The sequence below is a fragment of the Acidobacteriota bacterium genome (assembly GCA_038040445.1).
GTDB classification, from domain to species: domain Bacteria; phylum Acidobacteriota; class Blastocatellia; order UBA7656; family UBA7656; genus Onstottus_A; species Onstottus_A frigus.
In genome coordinates this window covers 65,417-88,479 of the sequence record JBBPIG010000012.1, presented here as the reverse complement: position 1 = coordinate 88,479, position 23,063 = coordinate 65,417, and the positions used below count along the sequence as shown (strand labels likewise).

The window sequence follows — 23,063 nt, the reverse complement described above, 5'->3', positions numbered from 1 at the left end:
GAGTTGGGTTCAGCGTTCATTTCCGGGCGGCGTGACCTTGAGGGCCGAAACCCGAAACTAGAAACCAGAAACCAGAAACCCGAAACTAGAAACCAAAAACCCTGAACCCTGAACCCTGAACCCTGAACCCTGAACTCTCATCTCGTCACACGAAGTGCGGAACAACGGCGTTCCCGCTCGCGTTCTAATAGCTGTCAACATCGTCCTCAACGTTCGCCTGCTAGTAGTGGTCACCGGCAGGGTCGCTTTCAGAGCAGCGAATGCAGAGGCAACCTTATTTATCGCAAGACAGTTCACAGTACGAGGAGCAACACGTTATGCCGTCGAGGGCTGAGGCTTCCCAGTTTTATGGCGTTCGCTCCGACGCCTTGCAGCAAGCCGGGTTGAGGCTCTCCGAATCTACATATCCGGCAAATCTCAGAATGTCTTCGCACGCTCACCAGCAAGCGTATCTGGGGATCGTTCTGAGCGGCGGCTACACCGAAAGAGTTGGGACGAAGACTCGCGAGTGCAAGGCACTGACCACGGTGTTTCATCCTCCTGAAGAGTGCCACTCGGTTACTTTTCACAACTCACGCGTGCGGATCTTTCGGATCGAGATCACCGGAGAATGGTGTAAGCGCGTTGGCCAGTACGTGCAGCTTCCAGACGAGCCCGCCCAGTCCGATGGAGGTCCGCTGGCTTCGCTTGCGCTCCGCTTGCACAACGAGTTTCGCAGTCGCGATTCATGGTCGGGACTTGCGATTGAAGGTCTGACGCTCGAGATGATGGCCGAACTCGCGCGTTGCTCTACGAAGCAGTCTGACGGAGGAGTCCCGGCGTGGCTCGACGAGGTGAGGCAAAAGCTTGCTTCTCGAATTTGCGAGACGCCGCCCCTGGCCGAATTGGCCGCAAGCGCCGGCGTTCATCCGGTCCATCTAGCTCGCGAGTTTCGCAGGCACTTCCGATGCACGATAGGCGATTTCATCCGGCGAGTGCGCGTCGAATTCGCATGCCGCGAGATTGCCGAAACAGACGCTCCTCTCAGCGAAGTCGCGCTTGCCGCCGGCTTCTACGATCAGAGCCACTTCTCCAATATGTTCCGGCGGTTCACCGGAATGACGCCTACAGCCTACCGCGCGATTTGCCGCGCGGGTTAATCTCATCCAAGTGGCTTTGGAAATCCAAGACATTGTCAGCCGGTCTGGTCTACAGTTCAGATGGTGAACTGTGACAAACAGCGCCGTGAACGGCGCGCGACGCGGAACGGAACGAGGAGGGAATTTAACAATGAAGTTCGCGACGAAGCTCCCAATTGCAATCCTACTGATGATGACAGGATCGTTGATGGCGATGGGTCAATCGCCGGCGCCGGCGATGTTCGGACGGTTGACAGTCAACCAAACTCACATCGTGTTCTCCTACGCCGGAGACCTGTGGTCGGTAGAACGAAGCGGCGGTGAAACTCGGCGGCTCACCACGCATCCGGGCGAAGAGAGCTTTCCGGTATTCTCGCCCGACGGCTCACAACTCGCCTTTTCGAGACAGATCGGCGGCAACTGGGACCTGTACGTCATGCCGGCTGCCGGCGGCGAGGCGCGTCAGATCACTTTTCAGCCGCGCAACGATTACGCAAACGGCTGGACGCCCGACGGAACCAGCATTCTGTTTATGTCGAACCTCAGCGGAGGCCCGCGCCTGTACACGATTCGACTCGGCGGCGTGTTGCAGACTGAGTTGCCGCTCTTGCCTGAAGCGGTCAACGGCTCATTCTCGCCCGACGGCAAGCGCATCGCTTACGCGCCGACGTCGGCGATCGGCGACTGGCGTTTTTATCGCGGCGGCAGCAAGGGGCAAGTCTGGCTCGCCAATCCGCTCAACGGCGAGATTGAAAAACTGCCGCAGGGTAACTACAACGACGATTTCCCGGCCTGGGCCGCCAACAGAATTTACTTCCTTTCAGACCGCACGGGAATCTACAACCTCGTGTCTTACGATCTTTCATCGAAGCAGAGCAGCCAACTCACCAACTTTGAGAAGTACGGCGTTCGATGGATCGGCGCTGGCGCCGGCGCCGTCGTCTTCGTGCGCGATGGCCGCATTCATCTTCACGACACTGCTACCGGTCAAACGCGAGTCGTTGACGTGCGAGTGAATCCCGACACCGCGGAGTTGAAGCCGCGCGCGGTCAATCCAACGCGAGCGATTGAATGGGTGATACCCAGCGCGACCGGAGATCGAGTCGTTTTCGGCGCACGCGGCGAAGTCTTCATCCTGGATCCGTCAACCGGCGATGCGCGAAACATCACCAAATCTTCCGCCGTCGCCGAGCGATTCCCGGCGCTTTCGCCGGACGGCAAATCGATTGCGTATTTTTCGGATGAATCGGGCGAGTATCAACTGCACGTCCGGCCCGCGGAAGGCGAAGGGCCGGTGAAAAAGATTTCGATCGAACCGAAGCCGACGTTCTATCGCGAGCCTACCTGGTCGCCTGATTCAAAGAAGATTGCTTTCACCGACAAGCGCCTTACGCTCTGGTGCGCGGACACGGAGAACGGTTCGGTCTCGAAGGTAGACACTTCATCCTATTCGTATCAAGAGGAGTGGTATCCTGCGTGGTCGCCTGACAGCCGCTGGCTCACCTACTCGAAGCATCTCCGCAATCGCGTGCGAACAGTTTTCATCTACGATGTGGGAGCCAGGCGCGTCCGCCAGATCACCGATGGCCGCATGCACACTGAGATTCCTTGCTTCGATGCGAATGGCAAGTACCTATATTTCGCATCGAGCCCGAATGCGGGGACGAGCCAATTCGGCTGGGGCGTACTGAACGGCATTTTGGCGCGGCCGCTTGTCGTGCGTCGATTGCACGCAGTGGTCTTGCAGAACGATGCGCCGTCTCCGGTTCTTCCAAACACCCAATCCAACCCGGAAGCGAAAGCGGGCGAGCCGGTCTCGACGGTGCGAATCGACTTCGAAGACATCGGTCGCCGCGTAGTCGATCTGCCGGCGCCTGCCCGTGATTACTCGTCGCTTGCGCCGGGCAAACCCGGCGTGCTAATCGTCCAAATCAACGAATGGCCTGCCTCGCCTGGGCTTGGCGGCAATCCTTCGCAGGTGCTTTACAAATTTGATCTCGCGCAGCCTGCTCGGCTCGAAAAGCTCATCGAAGGCGTCGGCGGTTTCGAGATTTCGCGCGACGGAAGTCGATTGCTCTTCGTAAAGGCAGGCAGTTGGTTCCTGGTCTCCGCCGACGCTGCGCCTAAACCTGAGGAAGGAAAGCTCGATCTCAAGAAGATGGAAGTTACGGTCGACCCGCGAGCCGAGTGGAAGCAAATTTACCGCGAAGCCTGGCGCATAATGCGAGACTGGTTCTACGACCAGAATCATCACGGATTGAATCTCACCGAGCTCGAAGCTCATTACGCCGAGTACTTGCCAAGCGTCACCCGTCGAGCGGATTTGAACGCGCTGATGAATCGAATGCTCGGCCATGTCTCCGTGAGCCATCTTGGTATCGGGGGCGGCGACTTGCCTCAACCGGCGGGGCCGCCCGTGCGCATCGGACTGCTGGGCGCCGACTACGAAATCGCCGGCAATCGCTATCGCTTCAAACGCATCTATCGTGCGACCAAATACAACAGCCCTTCCGGCTCCGTGCAGGCGCCTCTGGACGCGCCGGGAGTCAGCGTGCGCGAGGGAGAGTACTTGCTCGCGGTTGACGGGCAAGACATTGACGCGTCGAAGAGCATTTATTCGTACTTTGACGGCAAGGCAAATCAAGCCGTTAAGATCACGGTCGGCTCGAACCCGACTCAAGACGGCGCGCGAACGCTAACCGTGTTTCCGATCCCTAATGAAGGCAACCTGCGAGGCGCCAATTGGGCGGAAGCGAATCGCCGCCGAGTCGAAGAAGCATCGGCAGGGAAGCTCGGCTATATCTTTGTCGGCGACTACGGCTCGGGGACTATGGATGTCATTCGCGGGCTTGTGGGCTACAGCGATCGCCCCGGCCTGATCATAGACCAGCGCTTCAACGGCGGCGGCATCACCCCTGATTATTTGATCGAATGGCTCCAGCGGCGGCCGATTTACTACTACACGTTCCGCGAAGGCGATGACATCGCAACGCCGGTGAATCCCGGACCGGCGGCAAAGGTGCTGATCGTCAATCAGGAGAACTTCTCGGCGGCGGAGACTTTCGCTTTCATGTACAAGCTCGCGAAGGTCGGTCCGATAGTGGGCACGCGAACCGGCGGGGGCGGAATCGGGCCTTACGCCTACACGCCCAGATTCATTGACGGCGGAAACATTCAACTGCCCAATCGCGCGGCTTACAATCCTGACGGCACATCGTGGGGAATCGAGAACGTCGGCGTGATTCCGGACTACGAAGTCGAGATCATTCCCAAAGACGCGTTGGCTGGGCGCGACCCTCAGCTCGAGAAAGCGATTCAGGTCGGGCTTGAGGAGATCAAGAAGAATGCTGCCGTGCGGCCGATCAAGCCGAAGTATCCAGTGCACAAGTGATCTTCACGATACCCGGTGACTGCGTTGTTTTGGAATGGCCATGCGCGGCCTCTTGCGTGAAGGTCATTTGCGCTGGGCGCGAACTTCCTGTTTGAGATCTTCAAAACGCGCGGTGATGTTCTTCTCGGATTGCTCGATCCGCGCGGTCACATTCTTTCCGAGGTCCTCGAAGCGCGCGGTCATATTCTTGTCGGATTGCTCGATGCGCTTTTCGATCTGCTCGAATCGCTTGTCCATCACGCTGCCTTGGTAAGCCAATCCGCCGGCGATCGTCACACAGAGACTAACCAGCAGCGCAATCAGTTGCCAGATGGACTGACGAACGGAGGCGCTAACGATCTTATTGAGTTGATTGACAGTACCGCGCATTTCGGCGAGTTCCTTGCCGTACCCTGCAACCTCTTCCCGGAGGGCCGCGATTTCAGGATTCAACGTTGTGCTCATGAGGCTCCTTTGTGCGAGCCCAGGATCTCACGCGCATTATAGCATTGCGATTCGCGAAATCAGAACGCGAGAGAACGAAACTTCGATGGAATGTGTGAAAAGCGAAATACCCGCAACTTCAGTTGGGGGATGGTTAGGTTCAACCTACGTCGAAGTTCCGGCCTGTCTCTGGTCTTTCATCCATCTCGCCCGCGAGATGGATGAAAGGTTAAGCGAAAGCGGGGGACGCGCCATTGTCCCCGTCGTAGGCGGAACTGAAACATCCCCCAACTGAAGTTGGGGGTATTTCCGGAGTCTTACACAATCTCTGGCGCGTTGGGTATGCACGAAAACCTGACGCGCACCCTTTCAACAAACCGCTTTGACCCGGTCAGGTGATCTGAGGATATAATCTGGCCTCTGCAAGGCTCATAAAAAGCAGAGTAGTCGCATACGCTATCGCACTAGCGCAGGGAAAAACTATTGGTCGGTCAAACATAGGGAGGTAACCCGAAAGTGAACGTGATCCATGTGGCTTTGTTGTTAGGCTTCGCGCTGTTCACGGCGCAAGATGATTGGCCCCAGTGGCGCGGGCTCAACAACGACGGAATGGCCCGCGGCGACGCGCCCCACGAGTGGAGCGACTCGAAGAACATTGCCTGGCGCGTGGCCATTCCCGGACGGGGCAATTCTTCGCCAGTCATCTGGGGCGACAAGATTTTTCTCACGACTGCCGTGCCCACTGACGGCGCGACAGCAGCCGCGACTCCGCAGCCGCGACGTCAGGGGCGCGGTCCCGGAGGCGGCGCTAACGCCGGGCGCGAGCATAAGTTTATCGTGATGTGCCTCGATCGCCGAAACGGCAAAGTCCTGTGGGAGCGCGTCGCCAAGGTCGCGACGACACACGAAGGCTACCATCACCAATACGGGAGCTTCGCGTCCAACACTCCCGTGACCGACGGCAAGCACTTGTATGCCTTCTTCGGATCGCGCGGTATCTACTGCTATGACCTCAACGGCAAGCTCGTCTGGGAGAAGGCGTTTCAGCCTATGCGCATGCGGCTCGGATTCGGCGAAGGCGTAGCCGCGGTCCTTGACGGCAATTTACTCTATCTGAAGTTCGATCAGGAGCAGGGCTCTTACTTGCTGGCGCTCGACAAGCAAACCGGGAAGGAAGTCTGGCGGGTACCGCGTGACGAAGGCAGCTCCTGGTCACCGCCGCTGATCGTCACACACAACGGACGCAAGCAGATGGTGGTCAGCGCCTCGGCCAAGGTGCGTTCGTATGATCCTGCGACGGGCAAGCTTATTTGGGAATGCGCCGGTCTAGGCAGCAACGTGATCCCGGCGCCGGTGATCAACGCCGGGGTCGTCTACGTGATGAGCGGACATCGCGAACCGAACTTGCTCGCGATCCGGCTTGGTCAAGAGGGCGACCTTACCGGGACGGACGCGGTTCTTTGGACTAACAATCGCGGCAATTCCTATACTGGCTCGCCCGTGCTGCACGACGGCAAGCTCTACTTTGTTAGTGACAGCGGCATGCTGAGCTGCCTGGATGCACGCACCGGCAAGGCGCACTACCAACAGCAGCGCTTGCCCAGGTCTTACAACTTCAAAGCCTCTCCGGTGGGCGCAAACGGCAAGCTATATCTCGCTACCGAAGAGGGTGACGTGGTGGTCGTCAAAATGGGCGAGAAGTATGAGGTGCTCGCGGTAAACACACTGACGGACCAGATGTTCATTGCGACGCCGGCGATCGCCGGAGGCAGCCTTTATCTTCGGAGTCAGGAGGCGCTCTACTGCATCAGGAATTGAACATCGCTGCCAACCGGGATGGGCGCCGCACGATTCTGGGAAAGCATTCCTGGTGACAAACACCGCGCATACGTTTGCAATCTGAATCGTTGTTTGGCTCGCTCGCCCGATGGTAGACTCATCGAGGTTCTTAGTAAATCGGGAGAAACATCATGGCAGCCAGGAGACGGAAGGAGTTCGGCGACTACATAGTTTCCGATCCGGAGATCTGCGGAGGAGACCTGACCTTTAAGGGCACGCGCGTCCTCGTCAAAGACGTCCTCTACTACGCGGGTCAAGGCAAAGACTGGAACTGGATTGTCTCGGCCTATCGAAACAGCATCAGCCGGGAGGCAATCGGAGAGGCAATCAATCTCGCCAGCGAGGCGCTCACCACCAAGATTGAAAGGCGCAGAAGCGCGAAAGGGCGACGGGTTCTGGACAGGCTCGGAAGTAACGAAGGACAGCGAAAGAGAATGTCTAGCTTGCTTATTCAATGTTATATTACGAGCCTATGGCTCCTCGTGTGAATCCAATTCTCGAAGCACTGTCTACTCGTTACAAGACGCTCAAGAAGCAAACGGCCAAGGATGCAAAATCGCCCGAAGTCGCAGAGATGATCGCGCACTTTACCTCTGCGGCTCTTGATTTTCTTTCTTCGTGTCAACGCGTCCGACTTATTTCGAAGGTGCCCGAAAAGACCTATTTCTCCTTTGCCAAAGCCGGGAGGAAGCCCAAGCTATCTCGGGCAGTCAACGAAAGCCTATTTGACGCAGATTCCGCGAAACGTCAACTAGACAATCTACTCCAAGGAACGCTAGATACAATTCAATTGCAGGAACGAACGCGATTCCTTTACACGATTGCCATATCCTATTGCTGCGCGGCTGATCTTCTCAAAACTGGAGACCAAAAGACACCGGCCACTTTCTTTGAATGTCTGATTGGCCATTTTTTCGCTCGGGCCTTCAGGGTCAATCCCCGCACTCAGGTCGAAGTCCTCCAACTCGAAGATGAGAAGAGAACACTTCCCACAGACTTCATTTACGATCTCGGACCGGCTAAACCCAAGTTCCACGTCCCTGTAAAGACCTCAACCCGAGAGCGAGTTATACAGGTGTTTGCTCATCAACGGGTTCTCGACGGCGTCCATGGTTTTGGTAAGTTCAAAGGTATATTGGTGTGCCTTGCAGAAACAAAGCTGGACCACACCTCAAAAGAAGTCGTGGAGATTTGTGTGCCGAAGCAATGGAATCTTTACTATCGATTTATCGCCGTGATGCACCGTTTCTATTATTTCGACGTGCCTAAGAAATACGAAGCATTAGCGACCGGCGATCCACCGATGGCGGTCGTGCCCTTTGCTAAGTTTTTTGATGAGGTAACAGACTTGGCTGCCGGGCGTTAGCTTTTTTCGGTCCTGTCCAGCGGCTCTTTCCATTTGATTTACGGAAAACCAGGAAGTAGGAGTGATTCTTTCTGGCGTGTACTTGCTTCAAAATCCTGCTCACCCCAGGCCGGTTGCTCCGCATTAGAACAAAAAGGTCTTCCACAATGAAACTTTTCTTCCTAAATTCGTTGATCAGCTCCACGTGGGTCAACCGCTGTTGATTTGCACAAACCTCATCGGCGCACTTGACGATAAAAATCCCTTCTTCCCGCAGAACCCGACCTGCCTCATCCGCCGCTTTGAAGTAGAGATCCAGAACCGCCTCGTGATACTTCTTGCCGGACCCATTCTCGGCAGTGTTGTTCCGATAGTAGCCTTCGTAGTTCTGATGGCCCACATGTGCCGTCCCACCAGGGGTGTGCATATATGGCGGATCCAAAACTAAGCAGTCAATCGTCTCACCTTCATAAGGCAACGATCGGCAGTCTATTCCCTGAGTGAGGTCGCTGGCTTTCAACTGGTACAGTCCTTCTGGAATGTTTTTCCAGAAGACCCCTTTGCCGTAGGTCACATCCGCGACAACGCTTCCGGGGATCACGTACAACGAAAGTATTTGAGGAAACAAACCATCATTCGTTCCGCTGTGTGCGCTAAAAACAAGCTCATTGGTGGAGACTCCGGCCGGCGATTTCCGTTTCGATTTGCCGCGTGCAGTCGCCAGTTTGGCTAGTCCCAAAGCGCCGTTCCCGTCTTCCGATCCGCCATACTCTCCAATAGATTCTCGAATCAATAGAGCAGCTTCCTTTGGCGTTTTCCTAATTGCTGATCTCCATTTGGGAGGAATACGATCGGCAAGAATCATTAGCTCTGCTTCGTCGTGCTTTAACGCCTTTGATATCTTGCGCAGCACCTGCTCAGACGGTTGAACCTGCCCGGATTCGATACGCGAGAGATACGCGTGGTTTACTTTGACCTTGCGCGCGAGCGCCTTTATGCTCAGCCCGCTTTCGATCCTGATTTGCCTGAGTCTCGGCCCCAACACCATACGTGCGATTCTACAGCAGGTGACAAATTAGTCAACCGCCAAATGTTGCTTCTGTCGCTAAGGAAATTTGGGCGAACCTACGCAGAAGGGCAGTCTGCCCTCAAACTTTTCGCGTGACTCAACGCGACGATCAGGGCGCGACCATTGGTGGAGCACTCTGCGCGATTCTGGGAAAGCTATTCCTGTAGACGGACAGTCAGCATTTCGAATTGCGAACTCCCAATTTCGGACATTGGGCGACGCTGCCTCACTCTTGCCGCGATCCGGTTGCCAAGATCCTGCACAACCTCTATCAACCCTGTACTTACTCACGTGCTCGACCAGCCCTGTCTACTCTTGATGCGTAACCGGAGACGTGAGGTCCACCGCGACCACGTTGGCACGCCAGTTGGTTAGTACCCTCAGGTAATTAGGCAAAAGTGCGCTCGTGTGCCCGCCTGTAGCGCATTACGATCATTAGGTCCGTGGGGATTTCGTGTCTGCCCTTCGGGAGGAACGATGCAAACTCTAGTGCAGGACTTACGATACGGACTGCGAATGCTGATTCACAAACCGGGGTTCGCCGCAGTCGCTGTCGTCACTCTGGCTCTTGGCATCGGCGCCAACACCGCGATCTTCAGCGTCGTCAACGCCGTCCTCCTGCGCCCGCTGCCTTTTAACGAGCCTGGCAAGCTCGTGCGAATCTATACCGAATTCCCGACCATGAACCTGAGAAAGTTCTGGATGTCCGCGCCGGAGTTCTTAGACATTCAGAACGAAGGGCAATCGTGGGACAGCATCGGCGCGTGGACTACCGCCGGAAGGAACATCGCCACTTCCGAGGAGCCCATCAGAGTCACCGCCGCGCTAGTAACTCGCGGTTTGATAGATGCGTTGGGAGTGCAACCGACGAAGGGTCGCAACTTCACGCCCGAAGAAGACCGCAACGGCGGACCACTTACCGCGCTCATCTCCGACGGATTGTGGCGCCGCGCCTTCGGTGGCCAGGACGACATCGTAGGAAAAGAAATTCAAATCAACTCTCAGCCAACAACAGTGGCCGGCGTTATGCCGCCCGGATTCGTTTTTCCTCCCGGCAGCAACGATCCAGCTGAGGTGTGGCTGCCTCTTCAGTTCGATCCGGCCAATCCCGGCAATCGAGGCGGGCATTTCCTCTACGTCATCGGCAGACTCAAACCGGACGTTAGGGTAGAACAGGCGCGCTCCGAGATCGACTCGCTGATGGCTGGTTGGAAGAGTCAGAATCGGGCTCAGCACCTGCCCGGTCCCGATGGCCACCCGATCCTGATGGTGCCGCTTCACGAAGACGTGGTGGGCGCGGCGCGCCCGGCGGTGCTTATGCTGCTGGGCGCCGTGGCTTTTGTCCTGTTGATCGCTTGTGTGAACGTCGCGAATCTTTTGTTGGCGCGCGCTGAAGCAAGACGCCGTGAGTTCTCGATACGTCTCGCGCTTGGAGCCGGCCGAAACAGATTGCTCAGACAGTTTCTTGCCGAGGGGATGATCCTCGTCGTGCTCGGGGCAATAGCCGGGATAGTCCTCGCCAAAGTCGGGCTGGGCCTGATAATGGCCGCCGCGCCTGACAGCATACCGCGCACCGCTGAAATCGGAATCGACTTGACGGTGCTGGCGTTCACGCTCGGCGTCTCGATTCTCTCGATAATAGTTTTTGCGATGGCGCCGCTGCTCCAGATGCGCGATCGGGACCTGGCAACAACGCTGCGCGGGTCGGGACAAAGAACGTCGGGTGGTGGGGGCAGTCACCGCCTAAGAAAGACTCTGGTTGTCGTAGAGATCGCTCTTGCGGTGATTCCGGTCGTCGGGTCCGGCCTTATGATTCGCGCGTTCTGGAAGCTTCAGCAGGTGGAGGTCGGATTTGAGCCGCGTAGCGTTACAGCGTTCAGTCTTCAACTGCCGGCTTCGCGATACCAAAGTCCGGATCGAATGCGTTTTGCCAACCAGCTAGAGGAAAAGTTGGCCGGGCTGCCCGGAGTCAAGTCGGCTTCTCTGGTGACGGGTCTGCCGCCGTTGCGGCCGATAAACGCGAACGACACCGACATCGAGGATTATCAAGGGACGCCTGATGGGCCGGCCGAGAACGTCGATTACTGGAACACGGTGAACGAGGACTACTTCAAGACGATGGGCATCCGAACGCTCGAAGGCCGCACCTTCGAGGCGTCCGACCGCAACGACAGCGCGCAGAAGGTCATGGTGATCAATCAAGCGATGGCGCGGCGGTTTTGGCAAGGCAGCCCAATAGGCCGCCGCGTGAACCCGGCGTTCAACACTCCGGCGGTTTGGTTCACGGTAGTCGGCATAGTCGAAGACACAAAGAACCTGGGCGTGGATAAGCCGGCGGGAACCGAGCTCTACTTCTTGTTGCCTCAAACGGTCGCGTTCGGAATCGGCACCCGCATGAGCTTCGTGGTGAAAACCGAAGGCTCTTCGGCGGGGGCAGTTGCGTCGGGCATCCGTTCGGCCGTCAGCGATCTGGATCCGAGCGTGCCGATTTATCAACTGCAAACCATGGGCGAGGTCGTCGGGGCTTCGCTGGTGAGACCGCGTTTTCTTTCCCTGTTGCTGGGGACGTTTTCAGCTATCGCGTTGTTGCTGGCGGCGATTGGGATTTACGGCGTGATGGCTTATTCAGTCACCCAGCGAACCCAGGAGATTGGCGTGCGCGTGGCGCTTGGAGCTACAACACGAAACGTGCTGGCGATGGTGGTGGGAGAAGGATTGAGGATGACCGCGGTCGGCCTGGCAGTAGGTTTGACCGGCGCATATATGTTGACTCGCGTTATGGCGAGCCTGTTGTTTGAAGTGAGCGCGACTGATCCGCTCACCTTCACGCTGGTTGGGGTCGGTTTGACCGCCGTCGGTCTATTGGCTTGCTTCGTACCGGCGCGTCGGGCAGCGAAGGTCGATCCGATGGTCGCGCTTCGTTACGAATAGGCAGGGGGTTCAGGGTTCAGAGTTCAGGGTTCAGGGTTCAGGGTTCAGGGTTCAGGGTTCAGAGTTCAGGGTTCAGAGTTCACGGTTTCTGGTTTCTAGTTCTTTGTGTTTGAGACTTCGAGTCCCTTTTGCAACCAGAAACCGAAAACCAGAAACCAGAAATGGCAACCTAACCGAGGATGAGGGATGATGGAGCTTCCTAATTCGAGGAACCTTGGAATGAAGGAGATCGAGATGAAGAGACTAATTCCGTTGGCTGTAGTTCTGACGTTTGTTATTGGCGTCGCCACTGCACTGTCACAATCGAACGACGAACGAGACATGGTAAGGCAAGCCGTACTCGACTACGTCGAAGGCGTCTATCAGGTTGAACCCGCTCGCATAGAACGCAGTGTCCACCCCGATTTGTCGAAGCACGGCTACTGGCGTGAGAAAGGCAAAGACGGTTACACAACTGGCAAGATGTCTTATGCCGAATTGGTCGAAGTCGCAAAGACCTGGAACAAGAGCGGCAAGCGTCCGAAGGACGCGCCGAAAGAGATCACTATATTCGACGTACAGGATCAAACGGCTTCCGCAAAGCTGGTGGCGGCCTGGGGAACGGACTATTTCCATCTCGCCAAGTACAACGGCAAATGGATGATCGTGAATGTGCTGTGGCAGAGTCCGCCACCCAAGAACTGACAAAGCGATGGATGCTTTTTTTCAAGACGTGCGTTTTAGCGTTCGGGCTCTTCTGAAGAGACCCGGGTTCACCGCGGTGGCCGTGCTCACACTCGCGCTCGGGATTGGCGCGACGACGGCCATCTTTAGCGTCGTCAACGGTGTGTTGTTGCGGCGGTTGCCCTATCGAGATGAGGCGCGCGTCGTCACGTTGTGGCAGACCAATCTGAAGAGCGGCGTCGAACGCGAAGAAACTTCACCAGCCAATTTCCTCGATTGGCGTGAACGCATGAACGCTTGCGAAGCCATCGCCGCCGCGGAACCATTCGGCCACAGCTTGATCGATCGCGGTGAGCCGGAGGCCTTTCGCTCGTGGGTCGTGAGCGCGGGGTTCTTCGACATTCTGGGCGTGCCCGCCTTGTATGGCCGCACGTTCCTGCCCGAAGAATATCAACCGGGTCAGGCCCAGGTTGTCGTGCTCGGTTATGGGCTGTGGCAGCGGCGCTTCGGCGGCGATCCGGATTTGGTGGGGCAGAAACTGGTGCTCAACGGCCAGCCTCACATGGTGGTTGGGATCATGCCGCCGGAGTTTCAATATCCGCCGGATCGTGAAGTCTGGGCGCCGCGTCCGCCGCGCGAGAACGACGCACGGATTCGCGGCGGAAGCTACATCAGAGTCGTCGGGCGGCTGAAGCCTGAAATCACGGTTGAGCAAGCGCAAGCTGAGGCGCAAGCAGTCGGGGCGCAACTCGCGCAGGAGTATCCGCGAACCAATGGGAACGTCGGCGCGACCGCGGTGCCGTTGCGCGAATCGCTCGTCGGGCAGGTGCGGCCGGCGCTGCTGATCCTGTTCGGCGCGGTAAGCTTCGTCTTGTTGATTGCATGCGCCAATGTCGCCAACTTGCTGCTTGCGCGCTCCACGGAACGCTCGCGCGAGTTTGCGATTCGAGCCGCGCTCGGCGCAGGACGAGGCCGGTTGCTGCGTCAGTTGCTGGCCGAGAGCGTCGTGCTCGCGTTGGCAGGCGGCGCGGGCGGCGTCCTGCTATCGGGATGGCTGATCGATCTTATCGCCGCGTTCAGTCCCGGCAATCTTCCCCGCCTCAATCAAGTCAGCCTCAACGGCTCTGTTCTTGTATTCGCGTTTGGCGTTTCGGTCTTGACCGCGCTGATTTTCGGACTGGCCCCGGCGCTCGAAAGCTCGCGGACTGATCTCGTGTCCACGCTCAAAGAAGAAGGGCGCGGTGTGGCCGGCGGGCGTGGCCGGCGACGCTTTCGCTCTGTCCTGGTCGTTTCCGAAGTGGCGTTGGCGTTGGTGCTGTTGGCCGGCGCGGGGTTGCTGGCGCGCAGTTTCGTTGCGTTGCTGCGCGTCGATCCGGGCTTTGTTACCGACCGCGCGTTGACGCTTGAAATGCAGCTCGGAAGAAACCGCACGCCGGAACAGCGCGTGGTTTTCGTCGAGCAAACGATCGAGCGGCTGACGTCGCTGGCTGGCGTTCAGTCCGTTGGAGCCGCCTCGGCGCTGCCGTTTCACGATAATCAAGTGACACTGCCGGTCACCATCCGCGTCGAAGGCCGTCCCGCCTCTCCATCGGGACAAGACCCGACGGCTTATCTGATCGACATCACGCCCGACTATCTGCGCGCGCTCGGAGTGCCGCTGTTGCGTGGCCGCGGGTTGAATCAGTTCGACAAACAGGACGCGGCCCCGGTCGTGTTGATCAACCAGGCGATGGCGCTGCGACATTGGCCGGCGGAAGACCCGTTAGGTAAGAAGATCACTTTTCAATCGCTAGGTCGAACTTTGACTTCCGAGATCGTGGGTGTGACCGGCGATGTCCGGCCTAATGGGTTTGACAGCGAACCACGTCCGGAAGTCTTCGTTCCATATGCGCAATTGCCCGCCGGTGGGATGACCTACGTTGTGCGAACGGCGGATGATCCGGGCAGTCTCTTGCCGGCGGTGAAGGAAAAAATCCGCGAGGTGAACCGCAACCAAACCTTCTCGAGCATTGCGACGATTGAGCAACTGGTCGATCGCTCGATCAGCCAGCGGCGTTTCAATCTGTTGCTGCTCGGATCGTTCGCGGTGCTCGCGCTGGTCCTGGCGGGCATCGGCATATACGGGTTGCTCAGCTTCACGACCGCGCAGCGCACGCATGAAATCGGCGTGCGAATGGCGCTCGGGGCGAAGCCCGCGCAGATCTTGAGCATGGTGATCGGCGAGGGTCTGAAGATGGTTGCGGTAGGGCTAGGGTGCGGAGTTGTCGCCGCGGTGGGGCTGACCAGGTTTCTCGAGAGTCTGCTCTACAACGTGAGCGGCACTGATCCGCTGACCTTCGCCGGCGTTTCAGTGTTGCTGGTTGGCGTCGCGCTGCTGGCTTGTTATCTTCCGGCGCGGCGGGCGACGAAGGTCGATCCGATGATCGCGCTTCGTTATGAGTGACAACGCGACTGGGGGTCTTAATTCAAGGAGGTCTGGAACAATGAAATCAAATCTGAAGCGGTTAGCATTCTTGATCGTGCTCTCGTGCATATCGTTGCCGGTTTACTCGCAGCCTGACGAGTCGAACGCGCAACGCAAATCCGATCAGTCGAAAGACGCATCCGTTCACAACGCCAGCATAAGAAATGCCAAGAATGAGGACGACACGAAAGAGGTTCGCGACGGCGAGTATTGGTTCAGCCGGGGCTACGCGCTGCATCAAGCGGACCATTACATCGAAGCGATTGAAGCCTTCACTCGTTCGATTAGTCTCCGCCATCGCCAGGCGACGTGTATGTACAACGTCGCGTGCGGGTACTCCTTGCTGAACGATAAAGACAACGCCCTGTTCTGGCTCGAGCGGTCGCTGGCGGTCGGATTCGACAGGCCCGATCTCTTGAGAGACGATTCGGACCTCGATCCGTTGCGTTCCGACCCTCGATTCAAGGCGATCCTGCAGAAGGTGTCGTTCACCAAGAAATCAGACAATCACGCCAAGGATAAAACCGTCTCCAGACTCGAGGAAGCGATCAGCAATTTCGAGCAGCTCAGGAGAGAGTCTTCTCAGGATGGTTATGAATGGTACCGAGTGGGCTCGCGGCTACTCAGGCTTCGCGATTTTGACCGGGCTGCGGCCGCATTAGCCCAGGCGGTCGAGCATCTCGGTTATCGCGGCGCGTCTGCCATGTACAATCTTGCGTGCACCTACTCGCTCAAGGGCGATCGAGCTCTGGGGCTTGAATGGCTCGAGAAGTCGATCAATGCGGGCTTCGACGAAGTCGACAAGCTTACGCACGATCCCGATATAGCAAGCCTCCGCGGTGAAGCGCGGTTCAAGAACATTCAAGAGTTGAGCGGGCTGCTTACGCTCTCCCAATTCAGCGGACAAGAATCTGAGCGCTCGCAGTACTCGAAGCAACGTTGGGCGCCTGCGGTCCACAAGTATGAATCATTCCTGCGGAACGAGCCGAACAATGGCCGCGGCTGGTTCAACCTTGGCTACGCGCTCCATTTTTCGAGCGAGCACACCAAGGCTATTGAGGCTTTCGAGCGCGCAATTCAGTTTGGGTATCGGCCGCCGACTTCCATGTACAACATCGCGTGCGCGCACGCGATGATGAACCATCGCGATGCGGCGTTTGATTGGCTCGATAAGGCTGTTAAGGCGGACTTCGACATCGGGGGTTACATACACGGAGACGAAGATCTTAACAACCTCCGATCCGATCCGCGCTTCAAACGTTTCCTGGAATTAGCCGCCGACGAGCACAAAGCCGGGCATAAGAGCGAGAAATAACTTTTACGGTTAGAAGTTCAGGGTTCAGGGTTCGGAGTTCCGGGTTCAGGGTTCAGGGTTCAGAGTTTTTGGTTTCGCGTTTCTAATTTTTGGTTTCTAGTTTCTAGTTACGAGACTGGACACCACCCGAAACCAGAGGTCGAAACCAGAAACCCGAAACCCCTGAACCCTGAACTCGGAACCGGTATTTTGGGAGGACTAATGGAAACCATATGGCAGGACCTTCGTTACGGTTTTCGAGTTCTGCGCGCGAGTCCGGGATTCGCCGCCGTGGCCGTGCTTTCGCTGGCACTTGGCATCGGCGCTAACACATCGATCTTCAGCGTAGTCAATGCCGCGTTGCTCAGACCGCTGCCCGTCACGGAACCCGATCGATTGATGTTCGTGTACACCGGCAGGTCCCTGTCGAGCCCGTACAGCGTTTCCTCCTACCCGGACTACATTGACTATCGAGACAAGAACGAAGTCTTCAGCGATCTGCTCACTTACTCGAGCATCACAATGAGCTCCCGGGCTGATGATCAGACCGACTTGCTCTCCGGCTCAATCGTGTCGGGCAATTTTTTCGATGCGCTCGGCGTGCGACCCGCGTTGGGCCGAACCTTTTTGCCCGAAGAAGACGTTACACCCAACACGCACCCGGTAGCGGTGATCAGTCACGGCTTGTGGGAGCGGCGATTCGGCAGCGATCCGAAGGTTATTGGCCAGCAACTGGCTTTGAACGGGCACGCCTTTACTATCGTTGGGGTCGCGCCGTCAGGCTTTGACGGACCCGAAGTTCTCGAGACTAACGACATATATGTTCCGATGATGATGCAGGCCTTGGTGCGTCCTCCGCGAGGTGGATTCTCGGGTGACATGAACCCCGACTTGTTGGGGCGGCGTGGCTCGCGCTGGTTAAGGATCGTCGGTCGTCTCAAGCCTGGCGTCACACCCGAGCAAGCCCAGGCGGGGATGACCACCCTGGCCGCCGGGCTCGAGCAAGCCTATCCGGACCAGAACCGCAACACGATCGCCACGTTGTTTCCCCTGAGCAAGGTTGATCCGCAAGCCTACACCCAACTGATATCAGTGGCCGGGCTGTTGCTGGCCGTAGTCGCCATTGTTCTACTCATCGCTTGCGCGAACGTCGCTAACTTGCTGCTCGCAAGAGCGTCGGCGCGGCGAAAAGAGATCGCGGTGAGGCTTGCACTGGGCGCAAGCCGCTCGCGGCTCGTGCGCCAGTTGTTGACTGAGAGCGTGCTGCTTTCGCTGGCAGGCGGAGTGGTCGGACTCCTGCTGGCGCTATGGACAATCGATCTTCTGAAGACGGCAACACCGACATCCGGAGTCTTTTCCTTCACCCTGGATTACCACCTCGACGGCCGGGTGCTCGCCTTTACCTTCGCGTTGTCACTTGCGACAGGAGTCATCTTCGGGCTGGCGCCTGCGTTGCAAGCTTCGCGGCCTGACCTGGTGCCGGCGCTCAAGGATGAAGTGTCCGTGGTTGCGCAAGGTCGCCGGCGCCTGAGTCTTCGGAATCTTCTAGTGGTGGCCCAGGTCGCGTTGTCGCTGGTGCTGCTGATAGGCGCGGGATTGTTCTTGCGGAGCTTAAAGAACGCGCAAGACATTGATCCCGGCTTCGAGGCTGACAAGGTCCTGAATGCCCAGCTCAATATCAATCTGCTGCGCTACACAAAAGCGCAAGGCCAGGAATTCTACCGTCAAGTTATCGAGCGAGTTGAAGCGCTGCCCGGCGTCGAGTCCGCCAGCCTCGCGCGTGTCGTTCCGATGAGCGGCACCGGCCGCTCCACCAGTTTCCAGATCGAAGGTCAGGAGGCACCCGAGAACACCGTTCGCAGCGAGGGTACGGGGAGTCAGGAAGACCCAAACACAGCGAGCGCGAATGTTGTCGGCTTGAAATACTTTAAGACGATGGGCATCGGGTTGCTTCGCGGCCGCGACTTCACCGCGCAAGACAAAGAGGGCGCGCCGATGGTGATTGTTATCAACGAAGCTTTCGCGCGGCGCTTCTTCGAGGGTCAGGAAGCGCTCGGCAAGCGCGTGAGCTTTCGCGGACCGCAAGGCCCGTGGTCTGAGATCGTCGGAGTCGTTCGCGATAGCAAGTACCGCACTCTCGGCGAAAACCCGAGATCGACGGTCTATCAACCGCTGGCGCAAAACCACGAGACCGGAATGGCGCTCCACGCGCGCACCAGTAGCAAGCCGGCGAGCCTCGCCGCAACCGTCTGGCGCGAGGTGCAATCAATCGAACCGAACCTCGCCGTGACAAGCGTCGAGTCGATGGCCGACGTGGTTGGAGGCTCACTCTTCGCGGCGCGTATGGGCGCGGTTCTGTTGGCGATCTTTGGTTTGCTGGCGTTGGTGCTGGCGGCGGTCGGATTGTACGGCGTGATGTCTTACTCGGTATCTCGGAGGACGCGCGAGATCGGAATACGAATGGCGCTCGGAGCGGGAAGCGGCAACGTGCTGCGGCTGGTTTTGAAGGAAGGGATGACGCTCGTCGGCGGCGGAGTCGCAGCAGGCTTGATAGCGGCGGCCGCGTTGACTCGACTGCTGGCGAGTTTCTTGTACGGCGTCAGCCCGATGGACGCGACCACGTTTGTGGCGATCCCGCTCGTGCTGGCGCTGGTCGCGTTGCTGGCCAACTATCTACCAGCTCGACGGGCGACGAAGGTCGATCCGATGGAGGCGCTGAGATACCAATGATGGAAGAGTCGGTAGTCCGTGGTCCGTAGCTACGGACTATTGACTACGGACTACGGACTCTTCCAGTGAAAGGACAAATCATGTCTGGATGGCTGTCTGACGTTCGATTTGGGTTGCGGCTGCTGCGCAGGAATCCCGAAGTCACCGTGGTTGCCGTACTGGCGATGTCGATCGCCATCGGCGTTGCGGGGACGGTATTCAGCGTGGCCAACGCTGTGCTGATTCAGCCTCTGCCCTTCAGCGATCCCGAGAGGCTGGTCGCCATCTGGCAGATCGATCCTGCGAATGCGGCGCTCTGGCGGCCCGTCGCCGCGGGCAATTACGCCGACTGGCAACGGATGAGTCAGTCGTTCGATAAGATCGGCGCGGCGGTGAGTATTTCAAAGACGCTGACCAGCTTTGACGAGCCTGACACTCCGTTGATGCAGACGGTGTCAGCCGGCTACTTCGATACGCTCGGAGTTCAGCCGATGATGGGCCGGACTTTTGCGCCTGAAGAAGATCGTCCGGGAGCAAGGGCGGTGATGGTGATGAGCTATGAGTTGTGGCAGCGCCGCTTTGGTGAGGATCGGAACATTCTCGGACGAACTACGGAGTTGGACGGCGTGCCTTACGAGATCATCGGGGTGATGCCGGCTGAGTTCGATAATCCGATATTCGGGCTGACGGTGCGCCCCGACGCCTGGTTGCCATTGGCGTTGAATCAAAGCGGGCTGGATCGGCGCGGGAACGATCATGTTGTCGTCGCGCGTCTCGCCAATGGGGTGACCCTTAGCCAAGCGCAGCAGGAACTCACGCGTATTTCTCAGGAGCTCAAACAGCAATACCCGGACACGAACCAGAACAGCGCTGCGCTTGTCGCACCTCTCAAGGAGAGCGTTGTTCGCGGAGTGCGCCCCGCAGTGCTGCTGCTGATGGGCGCTGTGCTGTTCGTATTGTTGATCGCTTCCAGCAACGTGGCCCATCTGTTGTTGACGCGTTCGGTCGCGCGCGAGCGTGAGTTCGCATTGCGCCGGGCGCTCGGCGCAGGAACATTGCGGTTGCTGCGTCAGCTTGTGATCGAAAGTCTGTTGCTCATGATGCTGTGCGCTGGGCCTGGATTGTTGCTGACGATTTGGGGAACAGAGAGCGTTGGCATGCTCATTCCCACCGGCCTCAACATTCCACACTTCGATTTTCGGGTGGATCGCAACGTCATTCTATTCACGCTGGCAATTTCGGTGTTGCCCGGCATCGTGCTCGGATTGATTCCGGCGCTCTATGCGCGGCGGGTCAGCATTGTCTCCGGGCTCGCTGGAACCGGGCGCGCCACCGGCAGCCCCAGCAGCCGGCGAATGCAACGGTTTCTGGTAATCGCAGAAACTGCTTTGTCGTTGGCGCTGCTGGTCGGCGCCGGGCTGATGGTGCAGAGCTTCCGAAATCTTCAGCGTCTGGACCAGGGATTCGATTCGGACAATCTCCTCACGTTTCGCGTTTCGACGCGCGGGGCGGCTTACAAAGACAGCGAACAGCGACAGCGATTCTTCAAGGAGATCCGGGACCGCTTCGCGGCGATTCCGGGAGTGCAGTCGGTCGGCGGAGCGCAGTTCCATCCCTTCTATCCTCAGTTCGGGTTGACGACGGTGATGGTCGAAGGACAGCCTGTGCCGGAACCCGGAAAGGAACCGCGAGCGACCGCCATCCGGAGCACTCCTGATTATTTCAGCGCGATGAAGATCCCCCTGCTACAAGGACGGCTCTTCACCGAGAACGACACTGCCGGTACTCCGTCGGTCGCGGTAATCAGTGCGAAGATGGCTCGCCAGCTTTGGGGCGCTGAAGACCCGCTGGGCAAGAGAGTGGCGATTGGAAGCAACCGCAACATCCTGCGCCAGGTCGTCGGCATTGTCGGCGACGTGCGCACCGATTCTTTTCCACCCGACCCGCAGCCGACCTTGTATCTACCGCTGGAACAGGACACCGCGCCGGCCGCATTCGCTTATGTGCTGCGCACCACGTCCAATCCGCTCGCCTTCACGGAGGCAGCAGCGAAAGAAGTGAGAGCGGTTGATCGGGCGATGCCGGTTTATCTGGTGCGGTCTATGGAAGACATCGTTAGCGGACTGGACTGGCGCACGCGATTCGTAATGTCGCTGCTGGCGATCTTCTCGGTGTTGTCCCTGTTGTTGGCGGTCACCGGCATATATGCAGCGCTGTCGTATGTCGTATCGCAGCAGACTCGTGAGATCGGGATTCGAATGGCGTTGGGTGCAGAGAAGAGCCAGGTGCTGAAGCTGGTGCTCGGACAAGGAGTGAAGCTGGCGTTGACCGGTGTCGTTATTGGCCTGATCGCATCGTTCGCTATGACGCGATTGATGGCAAGCCTGTTATTCAACACGAGCGCAACTGATCCGTTGACCCTGGGTGGGGTAGCACTGCTGCTCGCGTTGGTCGCGTTGCTAGCCTGTTACCTGCCAGCGCGTCGCGCTGCGAAAGTCGATCCGATAATCGCGCTGCGATATGAATAGAACCCGGGTTCCGGGTTCGTGGTTCGTAGTCCCGCCTTCAGGCGGAAGGTGTTGGATTAGCTCTCTGGCAAAGCGACACGACTTCCGTCAGAAGGCGGACTGCAAACCCTAAGTAGTCCTGAACTCCGAGGAATCATGCACACTCTCTTTCCAGACCTGAGGTACGCCGTTCGAATACTTCTCAAGAAGCGCGCCTTCGCGACGGTCGCGGTCATAACGCTCGCGCTCGGCATCGGCGCGAACACCTTTGCGCAAGGCGCGCGGGGCCTGTCGACCGGCGAAACCGAAAAGATCGAAGGGGCCGTTTCAGAGTGGATGGCGAAGCACAAAGCGCCGGCTCTTTCCATAGCGATCGTTGCTGACAATCGCCTACTCTGGGCGAAAGGCTTCGGCCTGGCGGATCCCGAGAAGAGGATACCGGCCACCGCGACTACGGTTTACCGACTGGCTTCAATAGGCAAGTCGATCACAGCCACAGCCGTGATGCAGTTGGCAGAGCAGGGGAAAATCGATCTTGATGCGCCGGTTCAGAAATACTGCCCGGCTTTCCCGGCAAAACAATGGCAAATCACTTCGCGACAACTGCTTGCGCATCTGAGCGGCATCCGCCATCACAGGTTTTCCGATCCTTCAAATCGTCATTTCGACAGCGTCGTTGAATCATTGAGTTTCTTCAAGGACGAACCGCTGCTGCACGAACCGGGTACGAAGTATCTCTACTCGACTCTCGGTTACTCGGTGCTGGGCTGCGTGATCGAAGGCGCTTCCGGGATGAAGTACCCTGATTACCTGCGCGAAAAAATCTTCAAGCCTGCGGGCATGACGCGAACGCAGACTGATGACCTCAAGGCGAATATTCCGGACCGCGCCCGGCTGTACAGCAAGTCCGCGAACGGCGACGTGAGGGATGCTCCGCCGCTCGACACCAGCGGCAGGCTGCCCGGCGGCGGTCTTGTTTCGACCGTAGAAGACCTCGCGAAGTTTGCCATCGCGATCCAGCAGGGCAAGCTGGTGAAGCCGCGGACGCTTGAGCAGATGTGGACGCGCCAGAAAACCGCGGACGGTAAGCAATTGCAGTCTTACGGTCTGGGCTGGCTGATCGCCGATGCTGGTCAAGGCGAACCGAAACGGGTATGGAACGACGGCAGCCAAGCCGGCACACGCACGTATCTGTATCTCATCCCCGAAAAACGCTTTACCATCGCGCTGATGACGAACCTTGAAAGAGCCTTCTGCGAAGAACTGGTAGCACCGATCGTTAACACCGTGCTCAAGAAACAGTGATAGGA

14 protein-coding genes are annotated in these 23,063 nt (G+C 57.9%); 12 read left to right on the top strand and 2 right to left on the bottom strand.

Annotated elements, in window-relative coordinates; genetic code table 11:
* Window positions 1-317 precede the first annotated feature (317 nt).
* On the top strand, window positions 318-1,139 hold the full coding sequence (locus AABO57_14640; protein MEK6286974.1) for an AraC family transcriptional regulator: 822 nt from the start codon (window positions 318-320) through the stop codon (window positions 1,137-1,139).
* Between the two features lie 130 nt (window positions 1,140-1,269).
* Window positions 1,270-4,509 carry a PDZ domain-containing protein gene (locus AABO57_14635; GenBank protein MEK6286973.1) on the top strand — a complete coding sequence of 1,080 codons (3,240 nt, stop codon included), beginning with the start codon at window positions 1,270-1,272 and terminating at the stop codon, window positions 4,507-4,509.
* 63 nt (window positions 4,510-4,572) lie between these two features.
* Here the strand turns inward: AABO57_14635 and AABO57_14630 are convergent, their stop codons facing one another.
* The gene (locus AABO57_14630; protein ID MEK6286972.1) at window positions 4,573-4,953 is read right to left on the bottom strand and encodes a hypothetical protein; all 381 of its coding nucleotides are present in this window, start codon (window positions 4,951-4,953) and stop codon (window positions 4,573-4,575) included.
* Window positions 4,954-5,448: 495 nt separating this feature from the next.
* Here AABO57_14630 and AABO57_14625 point away from each other — a divergent pair, with 495 nt between their 5' ends.
* The 3 genes from AABO57_14625 (at window position 5,449) to AABO57_14615 (ending at window position 8,137) form a co-directional block, all read left to right on the top strand.
* A complete protein-coding gene (locus tag AABO57_14625; protein MEK6286971.1) occupies window positions 5,449-6,750 on the top strand; it encodes a PQQ-binding-like beta-propeller repeat protein in 1,302 nt (433 codons plus the stop codon).
* Between the two features lie 152 nt (window positions 6,751-6,902).
* Window positions 6,903-7,259, top strand: coding sequence for a DUF433 domain-containing protein (locus AABO57_14620; protein ID MEK6286970.1), 357 nt, complete (start codon window positions 6,903-6,905; stop codon window positions 7,257-7,259).
* Window positions 7,244-8,137 carry a hypothetical protein gene (locus AABO57_14615; GenBank protein ID MEK6286969.1) on the top strand — a complete coding sequence of 298 codons (894 nt, stop codon included), beginning with the start codon at window positions 7,244-7,246 and terminating at the stop codon, window positions 8,135-8,137. Before AABO57_14620 ends, AABO57_14615 begins: the two co-directional genes overlap by 16 nt.
* Here AABO57_14615 and AABO57_14610 read toward each other — a convergent pair.
* Complete coding sequence (locus tag AABO57_14610; GenBank protein MEK6286968.1) at window positions 8,094-9,164, bottom strand: helix-turn-helix transcriptional regulator; 1,071 nt, start codon at window positions 9,162-9,164, stop codon at window positions 8,094-8,096. The two genes, AABO57_14615 and AABO57_14610, sit on opposite strands and share 44 nt — an antisense overlap.
* A 498-nt stretch (window positions 9,165-9,662) precedes the next feature.
* Between AABO57_14610 and AABO57_14605 the strand changes: the two genes are divergently transcribed.
* The 7 genes from AABO57_14605 to AABO57_14575 all read left to right on the top strand — a co-directional run bounded on the left by AABO57_14605 (window position 9,663) and on the right by AABO57_14575 (window position 23,058).
* Window positions 9,663-12,116 carry an ABC transporter permease gene (locus AABO57_14605; protein ID MEK6286967.1) on the top strand — a complete coding sequence of 818 codons (2,454 nt, stop codon included), beginning with the start codon at window positions 9,663-9,665 and terminating at the stop codon, window positions 12,114-12,116.
* A 234-nt stretch (window positions 12,117-12,350) separates the two neighbouring features.
* Complete coding sequence (locus AABO57_14600) at window positions 12,351-12,800, top strand: nuclear transport factor 2 family protein (protein ID MEK6286966.1); 450 nt, start codon at window positions 12,351-12,353, stop codon at window positions 12,798-12,800.
* A complete protein-coding gene (locus tag AABO57_14595) occupies window positions 12,766-15,222 on the top strand; it encodes an ABC transporter permease (GenBank protein MEK6286965.1) in 2,457 nt (818 codons plus the stop codon). The genes AABO57_14600 and AABO57_14595 overlap by 35 nt, the downstream gene beginning before the upstream one ends.
* A 40-nt stretch (window positions 15,223-15,262) precedes the next feature.
* Window positions 15,263-16,558, top strand: coding sequence for a tetratricopeptide repeat protein (locus AABO57_14590; GenBank protein MEK6286964.1), 1,296 nt, complete (start codon window positions 15,263-15,265; stop codon window positions 16,556-16,558).
* Between the two features lie 201 nt (window positions 16,559-16,759).
* Window positions 16,760-19,267 (top strand): ABC transporter permease, encoded by a 2,508-nt coding sequence (locus AABO57_14585; GenBank protein MEK6286963.1) that lies wholly within the window; start codon window positions 16,760-16,762, stop codon window positions 19,265-19,267.
* A gap of 80 nt (window positions 19,268-19,347) precedes the next feature.
* Complete coding sequence (locus AABO57_14580; protein MEK6286962.1) at window positions 19,348-21,774, top strand: ABC transporter permease; 2,427 nt, start codon at window positions 19,348-19,350, stop codon at window positions 21,772-21,774.
* A gap of 135 nt (window positions 21,775-21,909) precedes the next feature.
* Window positions 21,910-23,058, top strand: coding sequence for a serine hydrolase (locus AABO57_14575; protein MEK6286961.1), 1,149 nt, complete (start codon window positions 21,910-21,912; stop codon window positions 23,056-23,058).
* Window positions 23,059-23,063: the final 5 nt, after the last annotated feature.

Coding starts and splice junctions, on each gene's coding strand:
- AABO57_14590 (MEK6286964.1), top strand. CDS start 15,263: ATGAAATCAAATCTGAAGCGGTTAGCATTCTTGATCGTGCTCTCGTGC.
- AABO57_14575 (MEK6286961.1), top strand. CDS start 21,910: ATGCACACTCTCTTTCCAGACCTGAGGTACGCCGTTCGAATACTTCTC.
- AABO57_14585 (MEK6286963.1), top strand. CDS start 16,760: ATGGAAACCATATGGCAGGACCTTCGTTACGGTTTTCGAGTTCTGCGC.
- AABO57_14620 (MEK6286970.1), top strand. CDS start 6,903: ATGGCAGCCAGGAGACGGAAGGAGTTCGGCGACTACATAGTTTCCGAT.
- AABO57_14615 (MEK6286969.1), top strand. CDS start 7,244: ATGGCTCCTCGTGTGAATCCAATTCTCGAAGCACTGTCTACTCGTTAC.
- AABO57_14630 (MEK6286972.1), bottom strand. CDS start 4,953: ATGAGCACAACGTTGAATCCTGAAATCGCGGCCCTCCGGGAAGAGGTT.
- AABO57_14635 (MEK6286973.1), top strand. CDS start 1,270: ATGAAGTTCGCGACGAAGCTCCCAATTGCAATCCTACTGATGATGACA.
- AABO57_14595 (MEK6286965.1), top strand. CDS start 12,766: ATGTGCTGTGGCAGAGTCCGCCACCCAAGAACTGACAAAGCGATGGAT.
- AABO57_14580 (MEK6286962.1), top strand. CDS start 19,348: ATGTCTGGATGGCTGTCTGACGTTCGATTTGGGTTGCGGCTGCTGCGC.
- AABO57_14600 (MEK6286966.1), top strand. CDS start 12,351: ATGAAGAGACTAATTCCGTTGGCTGTAGTTCTGACGTTTGTTATTGGC.
- AABO57_14605 (MEK6286967.1), top strand. CDS start 9,663: ATGCAAACTCTAGTGCAGGACTTACGATACGGACTGCGAATGCTGATT.
- AABO57_14640 (MEK6286974.1), top strand. CDS start 318: ATGCCGTCGAGGGCTGAGGCTTCCCAGTTTTATGGCGTTCGCTCCGAC.
- AABO57_14610 (MEK6286968.1), bottom strand. CDS start 9,164: ATGGTGTTGGGGCCGAGACTCAGGCAAATCAGGATCGAAAGCGGGCTG.